This is a genomic window from Bacillus sp. AFS001701 (genome assembly GCF_002559405.1).
Taxonomy (GTDB): domain Bacteria; phylum Bacillota; class Bacilli; order Bacillales; family Bacillaceae_G; genus Gottfriedia.
In genome coordinates this window covers 1-9,448 of record NZ_NTZO01000545.1, presented here as the reverse complement: position 1 = coordinate 9,448, position 9,448 = coordinate 1, and the positions used below count along the sequence as shown (strand labels likewise).

10 protein-coding genes and 1 other annotated feature are annotated in these 9,448 nt (G+C 32.5%); of the genes, 2 read left to right on the top strand and 8 right to left on the bottom strand.

Annotated elements, in window-relative coordinates:
* Positions 1-58: 58 nt before the first annotated feature.
* Positions 59-511 carry an SRPBCC family protein gene (locus tag CN514_RS22490; protein ID WP_098234484.1) on the bottom strand — a complete coding sequence of 151 codons (453 nt, stop codon included), beginning with the start codon at positions 509-511 and terminating at the stop codon, positions 59-61.
* A gap of 182 nt (positions 512-693) precedes the next feature.
* On the opposite strand from CN514_RS22490, the gene CN514_RS22485 reads away from it, so the two are divergent.
* Positions 694-1,239 (top strand): GNAT family N-acetyltransferase, encoded by a 546-nt coding sequence (locus CN514_RS22485; RefSeq protein WP_098234483.1) that lies wholly within the window; start codon positions 694-696, stop codon positions 1,237-1,239.
* A 64-nt stretch (positions 1,240-1,303) separates the two neighbouring features.
* Here the strand turns inward: CN514_RS22485 and CN514_RS22480 are convergent, their stop codons facing one another.
* The 3 genes from CN514_RS22480 to CN514_RS22470 all read right to left on the bottom strand — a co-directional run bounded on the left by CN514_RS22480 (position 1,304) and on the right by CN514_RS22470 (position 4,978).
* Complete coding sequence (locus CN514_RS22480; protein WP_098234482.1) at positions 1,304-2,536, bottom strand: aminopeptidase; 1,233 nt, start codon at positions 2,534-2,536, stop codon at positions 1,304-1,306.
* Positions 2,537-2,755: 219 nt separating this feature from the next.
* Complete coding sequence (locus CN514_RS22475) at positions 2,756-3,856, bottom strand: prephenate dehydrogenase (RefSeq protein ID WP_098234481.1); 1,101 nt, start codon at positions 3,854-3,856, stop codon at positions 2,756-2,758.
* A gap of 36 nt (positions 3,857-3,892) precedes the next feature.
* Complete coding sequence (locus CN514_RS22470) at positions 3,893-4,978, bottom strand: bifunctional 3-deoxy-7-phosphoheptulonate synthase/chorismate mutase (RefSeq protein ID WP_098234480.1); 1,086 nt, start codon at positions 4,976-4,978, stop codon at positions 3,893-3,895.
* 103 nt (positions 4,979-5,081) lie between these two features.
* Positions 5,082-5,308, bottom strand: a binding site (T-box leader).
* A 258-nt stretch (positions 5,309-5,566) separates the two neighbouring features.
* Between CN514_RS22470 and sigK the strand changes: the two genes are divergently transcribed.
* The gene (gene sigK / locus CN514_RS22465) at positions 5,567-6,286 is read left to right on the top strand and encodes an RNA polymerase sporulation sigma factor SigK (protein ID WP_069035122.1); all 720 of its coding nucleotides are present in this window, start codon (positions 5,567-5,569) and stop codon (positions 6,284-6,286) included.
* 72 nt (positions 6,287-6,358) lie between these two features.
* Here sigK and CN514_RS22460 read toward each other — a convergent pair whose 3' ends face one another.
* The 4 genes from CN514_RS22460 to CN514_RS22445 all read right to left on the bottom strand — a co-directional run bounded on the left by CN514_RS22460 (position 6,359) and on the right by CN514_RS22445 (position 9,240).
* A complete protein-coding gene (locus tag CN514_RS22460) occupies positions 6,359-6,592 on the bottom strand; it encodes a YrhC family protein (protein WP_176526034.1) in 234 nt (77 codons plus the stop codon).
* A 267-nt stretch (positions 6,593-6,859) separates the two neighbouring features.
* Positions 6,860-7,504, bottom strand: a complete 645-nt coding sequence (locus tag CN514_RS22455; RefSeq protein ID WP_098234478.1) for a TetR/AcrR family transcriptional regulator — start codon at positions 7,502-7,504, stop codon at positions 6,860-6,862.
* A 3-nt stretch (positions 7,505-7,507) separates the two neighbouring features.
* Positions 7,508-8,524 (bottom strand): ABC transporter permease, encoded by a 1,017-nt coding sequence (locus tag CN514_RS22450; protein ID WP_098234477.1) that lies wholly within the window; start codon positions 8,522-8,524, stop codon positions 7,508-7,510.
* Positions 8,521-9,240 carry an ABC transporter ATP-binding protein gene (locus tag CN514_RS22445; protein WP_098234476.1) on the bottom strand — a complete coding sequence of 240 codons (720 nt, stop codon included), beginning with the start codon at positions 9,238-9,240 and terminating at the stop codon, positions 8,521-8,523. Before CN514_RS22445 ends, CN514_RS22450 begins: the two co-directional genes overlap by 4 nt.
* Positions 9,241-9,448: the final 208 nt, after the last annotated feature.

Genomic DNA, 9,448 nt, shown 5'->3' with positions numbered 1-9,448 from the left:
ATATTTCAACACTCTGACAATAACCTCTGTTCCCAGAGGTTTTTTTATTTTTTAAATTTTACCAACCAAAATCTAATGTTTTCCCGGTCTCTGCAAATGTTTTTACATTACTTAAGATCATTGGCCAGGTAGATTTTGTATTTTCATATGAAGGGTGATTTTCTGGCCATTGGTCGTTAACTAGTGTTAATTTTGTGCACTCACCCATCTCTTCAAGTGTAAGTGTAATTCTAGTTTCTAATTCAGCATGATTTTCACGGTAAACTGGGCCTGGATGTTCTGTATAACTCATCATTTTATGGGGCTCAAATGCTAGAATTTCCCCATAAACATGCACTGTATGTTCTCCAGCTTCTCCTGGTCCAATATATTCATATTTTGCTCCGACTTCAAATGTTGATTTTAAGATACAACCAAAAAAGATAGCTTTAGTTCCTTCTGGCGAAACAAATACGTTCCACACTTCTTCTGGTTTAGCTCCAATAAAAAACTCATACTTAAGATCTTCCATTTTCTCATCCTCCATTTGTTTTATGTGTAGAATGATGAATTGATTCTAGATGACACTTCCATTATATACCAAAAACAGATCAACTTATTATTTCATTTGTTTTCATGAACTTATATATTATAAAATTAAATTGTATGAAAGTTATATAAGGCTCAAAATCAATTTTTATGAGGGGTGACAAGATGAATTTAACTTATGAAGTGATTGACGAGGATCACATTGAATTATGTAGAGATTTATGTAATGAATTAATGGCATTTCAGAAGGCAAAAGCGAAGATAAAACCAGAGTTGTTTGATAGCATGAATTTCGATACACGTATGGTTCCTTCAGTAAAAAAAGCTATACATAATTATATTGTTATCGTGAAAGATGAAGATCAAATAGTTGGTTATGTTTATTCAAATATTTCTCCAAAGGAAGTATACTCTAGCGAATTTGCAACTTTTTTTGACCTTTCATCAGTCCATAAAAAAAATGTTGGATGTTTATCTCAATTTTATATTAAAGAAGAATATAGAAAATATGGAGTAGGCTCTGTACTATTCAAAATGTCAATGAACTGGCTAAAACAATTTGATGATGTAGAGGATTATTTCATCTATGTTTCAAATGGAAATGAAGACGCTCTAGAATTTTATAAACGTAAGGGATTCTCTGTTAGTCATACAATATTAGATGGTTTTATAACGGTTTTAAGAAGTAACGATCAATGTCAAACAATTTAAGAAGTAAAAATAAAGGGGTGTCTCAAAAAATCTTTCGAGATACCCCTTTTATTTTTATTTACTATTAAAATGCCCAGTTACCATTTCTCATGATTGGTTCAACTGTACCATCTTCTTTAATTCCATCGATGTTTAATTCCGCTGATCCGATCATAAAATCAACGTGAGTTAAACTTTGGTTGATTCCTAATTTCTCTTGCTCTTCTGAAGGTAATTTTTCTCCATCCTTCATATTGTTTGGATATGCTTTACCTAAAGCTAAGTGGCAAGAAGCATTTTCATCATATAATGTGTTGAAGAAAATTAAACCTGTATTTGAAATTGGTGAATCATGTGGTACTAATGCTACTTCACCTAGACGGCGAGCACCTTCATCAGTATCTAATAAATGTTGTAAAGTTTCATAGCCTTTTTCAGCTGTAAAATCGACAACTTTACCATCTTTAAATGTTAAAGAGAAATTCTCAATTAAATTTCCACCGTAATTTAATGGTAAAGTCGCTTGAACAGTACCATTTACTCCATGGCTATGTGGCATAGAGAAAACTTCTTCAGTTGGAATATTAGGATTAAACCATTTTCCATCTTCACTGTTCGCTCCGCCACCTTTCCATACATGATTATCTACTAAATCAAGTTTCAAATCAGTACCAGGTGCTGTGTAATGTAATGTTTTATAGCGCTTGTCATTTAATTGAACAACTTTTTCTTGTAAGAAGTCGTTATGTTTAACCCAAGCTTCAACTGGATTTTCATTGTCTACTCGGCAAATTTTGAATACTGAGTCCCAAAGTAATTCCATCGCTTTATCAATTGGTTCATTTGGATAAACTTTTTCAGCCCATCCAACACATGGAATAGCTACGATTGACCAACGAATTCTATCAGCCATCATGTATTCACGATAATTATGTAGTGCTTGGCTAGCTGTTTTATTAAAAGTGGCAATACGTTTTGGATCGATCCCTTTTAATAATTCTGGATTTGGTGAAATGACTGATAAAACAGCACCTCCATTTTCAGCTAATTCTTCCATTGCTGTTACTTTCCAGCCTGGGAATTCTCCAAAAACTTCTTCAGGAGCTAGTTCATATTTAGTGCGAGTAATTACATCATCATTCCAATCGATGTTTACATTTTTAGCTCCAGCTTCGTAAGCGAATCTTACCACTTTACGAACGAATTCTGCAGCTCCGATTGGTGCATTTATTTGTAATGTTTGTCCTGGTACGATATTAACACCACTTTTTACCGCAAGTTCAGCGTATTTTTCTAATGATTTTTCAAACTGAGACATTGATATCCCTCCATGTTTAACGATTTAAAAACCTAACCTACTAAATTATAATATAAAGTTCAGAAAATTGGTACACAAAAGAGACTGACTATTCATTTTTATTTGAAATATCAGAGAGACTTTGGCAAACTAGCGAAGTACTTGATCTCGTCGTCGCTCTTTAACCAAAAAAAGCACTCTTCAGAAGTGCTTTTAATGTGTAAATAAGTCTGATATTTTTTATGAAACAATGTATGTCTCATAACCATTAACATTTAGGAATTTTTCAGCTTTCTCTCTGTCATTTTCCGTTTGGAGGCTTATTCTTAGTACACCTGGTAACCCTTCACGTGATTCAATAATCCTTAGATTTGTAATGCTTACTTGGTGAATCGATAAGATTGTCGTGATGTTAGCAAGCTCACCGACCCGATCTAAAACGTCTACATACAAATCAAAATAACTTGGGATGGCGCCATTTGCTTTTGCTGGCATGTTGTCTCTAAAATCTTTTGATTCCTTGAAATAATGAAAGATGTCTTCTTTATCCTGGCTTTTAACAAGCTGATACATTTGTTTCATATCATCAATCCAATTCGAAATTAATGAAAGCAATGTATCCTTATTTTGAATCACAATATCAGTCCACATTTTTGGGCTACTTGATGCAATCCTAGTAATATCTCTAAACCCTCCGGCAGCTAAGGCTGTTACTAGAGGCTCGTCCTTCGAGTAAGTTTTAACTTGCTTAACAAGATTAGAAGCAATGAGATGTGGAAAATGGCTTACCACTCCGGTGATTTGATCATGTGTTTCCTCATCAATTACAACAAAATGTGAACCTGTTCCTTTAAGCCATTCTTTTAATTCATCAATTTGATCATTTTTAGTATTTTCACTTGGTGTCAAAATAAAATATGCATTTTCAAATAAATGAACTTTTGCACTCTCGATGCCCGTTTTATGCGAGCCTGCCATTGGATGACCTCCAATAAAGCAATAACCTTTATCAGTAAGAGTCTTCGAATGCCTCATGATTTCACTTTTCGTACTACCTACATCAGTTAATATGACATCATTCTTAAGTTCATATTCACTTAACATATGTATATATTTTATTGACTCCTCTACAGGACAAGAAAAAATGATTAGATGAGCCTTCTCGGCACAGTCTTTAAGCTGTACCGAGATTTCATCTAAAACTTGAATTCTTTTACCAATTTCAAGTTGTTTTTCGTTTATATCATATCCAATTATATTTACATCATGAACTTTTTTTATTGCCAAGGCAATTGAGCCTCCGATTAATCCTGTGCCAATTAAAAGGACGTTCTTTTTCAAGGCATTCACCGCCTATCCTTCATTAAGTAATATTATTTATGATTGAAGTTTTGCACGGAAGTCTTTTAACTCAAACATAAATTCTTCAAATTGTGGGATATTCATTTGTTGAGCTGAATCTGACAAAGCAACTGCTGGATCAGGATGTACTTCAGCCATTACTGCATCTGCTCCAATTGCTAATGCTGCTTTTGCTGTCGGTAATAGTAAATCCTTGCGACCTGTAGAATGAGTAACATCTACAACAACTGGTAAATGTGTTTCTTTCTTCAGAATAGGTACTGCTGAGATATCTAATGTATTTCTTGTAGCTCTCTCGTAAGTACGAATTCCTCTTTCACAAAGAATAATTTGGTCATTACCTTGTGAAATAATGTATTCTGCTGCATTAATAAATTCTTCAATTGTTGCTGACAATCCACGTTTTAATAAAACTGGTTTATTTACTTGACCAACCGTTTTCAGTAAATCAAAGTTTTGCATATTACGTGCACCAATTTGTATTACATCAACGTATTCTAAAGATCTTTCAACATCATTTGGATTTAGTATTTCACTAATTACTGCTAAATCAAATTCATTTGCTACTTCTCTTAAAATTTGTAGTCCTTCGTATCCAAGTCCTTGGAAATCGTATGGAGAAGTTCTAGGTTTAAATGCACCGCCTCGCATCATTGTTAACCCTTGTTGTTTCATAGCTTGTGCTACTGCACGTACTTGTTCATAGCTTTCAACTGCACATGGACCCATAATAAATGATTGAGAACCATCACCAAGGACAATATCATTTTTCACTCGAACAATTGTATTGTCAGGCTTTTTCTTTCTTGAAACTAAAAGAGCTTTTCTGTGATCATCCTCTTGTAGTTCTAAGCTTGCTTGGAAGATTGTCTTGAAAATATGTTGTAAAGTTGAAGTTTCAAATGGCCCTTCATTTACATTTGCAATCATATCTAGAACTTCACGCTCACGAACTGGATCGAAACGCTTAATTCCATGTTTAATCTTTTGTTGACCAATTTCTTGAACAACTTTTCCACGCTCGTTTAATAATTCAACGATTTTTAAATTAATCTCATCAACCTTATCACGTAATTGCACTAACTCATTATTTGTACTCATTTCTTTTTCCTCCTCAAATTTTAAATGTCTATTCCAATACCACTTCTTTTATCAAGAAGTAAGTATGTAAAAAATGAAAACAAAAAGTCCCTACTGAATAAACAGTAGGGACGAATTATTTAATCGCGGTACCACCCTAGTTGTGAACAAAAATTCTGTTCACCACCTTCATTTTGTTAACGATCAAAATGACCGTTTCTATTTTCATTAAATGAAATAGAAATTGCTCCAAGAATGTAATTCAGCATACCTTATGTACTGACTCGCAGCTTCCGTCAGCTCTCTTAAACAGGGAAGTTATGCCTACTGTGCCCTTATCAACGCAATATATTTAATTGTCAAAAGATTCATTAAAAAAGTTATTAATGAGGATTATAAAGCACTTTTAAATAGGCTGTCAATGCATTTTTTTTCTAGAATATGTAACGATTTTAAAAAAGATACATCGTTATTGGAATGGTAGCGCTTACTATTTTCAACATTTTTTTTACACTGCTTACATTTTTTTTATGGTACAGACACACAGAATTTGTACATTACATAAATATATAAATAACAACTAACCTTACCTTCCTTAGGAGTGATTATATGCCTGGTTTATTTACCGCCTTAAGTCTTTTCTTAAAAGAAGTGTTTGTGTTTGTTTCCTATGTTAAAAATAATGCCTTCCCTCAACCACTTTCACAAGCCGAAGAAACGCTCTATTTAAATCGTATGGCAAATGGAGATGGAGAAGCACGAAATTTATTAATTGAACATAATTTAAGACTTGTTGCTCACATCGTTAAAAAATTTGAAAATACCGGAGAAGATGCTGAAGATTTAATTTCGATTGGCACAATAGGTTTAATAAAGGCAATTGAGAGCTTTGTTCAAGGTAAAGGAACAAAATTAGCCACATATGCTGCTAGATGTATTGAAAACGAAATACTTATGCATTTACGTGCTTTAAAGAAAACAAAAAAAGATGTTTCCCTTCATGATCCAATAGGTCAGGATAAAGAAGGCAATGAAATTTCACTATTAGACATATTAAAAACTGAGACAGAAGATGTAGTTGATCAAATTCAACTTAATATGGAATTAGAAAAAATCAAGCAATATATTAAAATTCTAGACGACCGTGAAAAGGATGTAATTATTCAACGATTTGGTATTGATATGGATAAGGAACTAACTCAACGTGAAATTGCAAAGAAATTAGGAATCTCAAGAAGTTATGTTTCGAGAATTGAAAAACGTGCTTTAATGAAAATGTACCACGAATTTTTAAGAGCTGAAAAAGAAAAGAAAAAAGATAAAAAATAAACCACTAAAGATGAATATGACCTCCAATTGTTAGTCCGATCTAACAATTGGAGTGAATTCATTTTAGTGGTTTTATGCTTGCTCTTCTTTTTGAATTTTGCGTTTAAAATAATTGGATGTCAGAAAGAAACCTAATGCAAATATCAGCATTGTAAAAACGATACTCTCGACTATTAATATTTTATGTTGGGTTAATCCGTCTTTTGGAAGGAGAGTCCCGATATAGAAAAAAGTAGCCAATGCTGTTGTTATTGCTCCAAATGTTTTAAAATCATTAACCTTCGCCTGTAGCTTTTTTAAATTCACGAATACTACACCTTCCCTTCTTGTTGACTTAATAACTTTAACATACTTTATACAAAAAAAGTGAAGGTAATTAAAGGTAGTACATGTAGAGATTAGTAAGTACATTTTGTCAATGAATTAAGTATTGTCTTGTTGATTTTCGCGTTATGCTTTATTACTAAAACTATTTTACTAAAATATTACCAGTATATTTTTTCAACACAAAGAAGAAAGAAATTATTTATAATCCCTTTCTTCTTTGAATGTTTTCGCTATGTCAGCTATTAGTTAATTTAGACCATTCTTAATAAACTCTATTGTACGTTCAGTTTCTTGTTCTTCGTTCCAAAAAGGTGTATTTTCTAGGACGATTGAAGAGATCACTAGACCAATTACTGTTGAGATAATTAGTCGTAGTACTGTCGGTATCGGTAGTTCTTTTATTTGTCCTTTATCGATAAACGATTGTAATACAGTGGCTACTTTAGGGTACATTTTGTCTTTAAAGAGTCTTTTTAGCTCTTCTTGCATATCGTCTTGGAATGGCATTTCTTGTATGATTATTTTTACAGCTGCCTTATTTTTCTTTGCAAATTCCATACGATTTTTAATAAGTGCATTAAGAAAATCTTCAAATGTTTCGTACTCTAAATGAAATACTGCTTTAGAAAAACGATCCATTTCAAAAGGAGCAATTGTTTTTACTAATGTCGGTTTGATAATACTTTTTAATAAATCCTTTTTTGTTTTAAAGTAACGAAAAATAGTACCTTCAGCTACATTTGCTTTTTTTGCAATTTCATTGGTAGATGTACTAACGAAACCTTTTTCTGCAAAAATTTCAATTGCAGCTTCAAGTATTTTTATCTCTTTCTCATTCATTTCTTGTAATTTTTCTTCTGGAAAAAACTCTTCTAATTTAATTGGTAACACTCCTTAAATTGAACGCTGTTTCTTTAATGCTACTATATTTAAAGAAATAAATACTATTGAAAATCCAAGTAGGATCAATAATTGATATACAACATCAGAAAGCGACTGCCCTTTTATCATAATACCTCTAAGAGCTTCTGCTCCATATGTCAGCGGTAAAATACCACCGATAAATTTGAACCAATTTGGTAAAAACGCCGTTGAGAAAATACCTGAAAAAAGTATTTGCGGAACAGCAATAACAGGAATAAATTGTACAACTTGAAATTCATTATTTGCATATGCAGATAACAGCATACCAAGAGTAAGAGCAGTTAGAGATAATAAAATATTAACTACGCAGACTTCCCATGCACTTCCTACATTATACATATCTAATACACTGATTGAAAAGACTGTTATAATGATCGATTGGATTAAAGCAAAAAATCCAAAGCCTAAAATATAACCAACTACTATTTCCCATCTTTTGACTGGCGTGACAAGTAATCTCTCAAGTGTTGTCGTTAATCTTTCCCTTACAAATGAAATGCCTGACAAGATAAATACAAATAAGAACGAGAAAAATCCAATAAAAATTGGGCCAATTGAATCAAATGAATCCATATTTTTACTACCATAAATTGGGTCCATTACAATTTTAAGATTAGAAGGTGTATTTTCCTTAACTGCAGATTGAATAGCATCCATTACTGCAGTTGTTCTTGCTTTATCTGTCCCTTCAAACTGTACTACTATTTCTCCTGATTTGAATAAGAGGGCGCCATCGATTTCCATCTTTTTCAATTGATCTTCAATGTCTGAAGGATTTACATTTTTTACTTTCGCATAATCTTTTACTATTTGCTCAAATGCTGGGGGGGCATCTACTATAGCTAAAGTTGGTTTTGTGTCATCTTGTTTTAAGATATAAGAAAATAAAAACAATAATACGATGGGAGCAACAAAAATCATTGCAAGAGATCTTCTATCTTTTAAAAATTGTTTTATTATACGTTTAGATATAGCAAAGACTCTCATGAGCTCACCTCAATATTAAAATATAGGTCTTCGATTTTGCCTGTTTTTGATTGCGAGATTAAATTTTCAGTAGTATCTAAAGCGATTAATTCTCCTTCTCTAATTAATCCGATTCGTTCACATTTTTCAGCTTCTTCCATGATATGGGTTGTAATGATTATTGTAGTACCTTGTTTTTTCATTTCAAAAAATTGATTCCAAATTTGCTTTCTTAGTACTGGATCAATGCCAACTGTCGGTTCATCTAGGATTAGTAATGTAGGTTTATGGAGAATTGAAATGGCAAGAGAAAGTCGTTTTTTCATTCCCCCAGAATATTGGTTAACTTGCTTGTTTAATGAATCCTCTAACCCAACGATTTGGGCTACTTCTTGAATTCTCGACTTAAGTTCTTTACCTTTTAAATTATATAGGGCACCAAAGAAACTTAAATTATCAGCACCCGTTAAATCGCTGTATAAAGCGTCAGATTGCCCCATATACCCTATTGACGGAAGGACTGTGAAATTAGGCATTTCATTATTGTAAACTAATACTTCCCCTTTTGAACTTCTATCAATCCCAGCAATCAATTTTATTAAAGTTGTTTTTCCAGAACCTGATGGACCTAAAAGCCCAAATATCTCTCCTTCTAGAATGTTCATTGAAATATTTTTTAGCACAGCTCTTTTTCCAAATAAACGGTCAACATTTTGGATTTGAACAACATTGCTCATCTTTTTCCTCCGTTCAAGTCTATTTCTTTTATAGCACCCATAATGAGTGAGTACTCACTTTATATCTTTATCTTAATTCACTTTTTATTGCCAGTCAATAAAAAGTGAGTACTCACTCAAATGTATTTTAATAAAAAAAGAAAGATGCCTATAAGACATCTTTCTTTAAACACTTTATAACGCTTTAATCATTTCTTCAACCATTAAT

Coding starts and splice junctions, on each gene's coding strand:
- CN514_RS22490 (WP_098234484.1), bottom strand. CDS start 511: ATGGAAGATCTTAAGTATGAGTTTTTTATTGGAGCTAAACCAGAAGAA.
- CN514_RS22485 (WP_098234483.1), top strand. CDS start 694: ATGAATTTAACTTATGAAGTGATTGACGAGGATCACATTGAATTATGT.
- CN514_RS22480 (WP_098234482.1), bottom strand. CDS start 2,536: ATGTCTCAGTTTGAAAAATCATTAGAAAAATACGCTGAACTTGCGGTA.
- CN514_RS22470 (WP_098234480.1), bottom strand. CDS start 4,978: ATGAGTACAAATAATGAGTTAGTGCAATTACGTGATAAGGTTGATGAG.
- sigK (WP_069035122.1), top strand. CDS start 5,567: ATGCCTGGTTTATTTACCGCCTTAAGTCTTTTCTTAAAAGAAGTGTTT.
- CN514_RS22450 (WP_098234477.1), bottom strand. CDS start 8,524: ATGAGAGTCTTTGCTATATCTAAACGTATAATAAAACAATTTTTAAAA.
- CN514_RS22445 (WP_098234476.1), bottom strand. CDS start 9,240: ATGAGCAATGTTGTTCAAATCCAAAATGTTGACCGTTTATTTGGAAAA.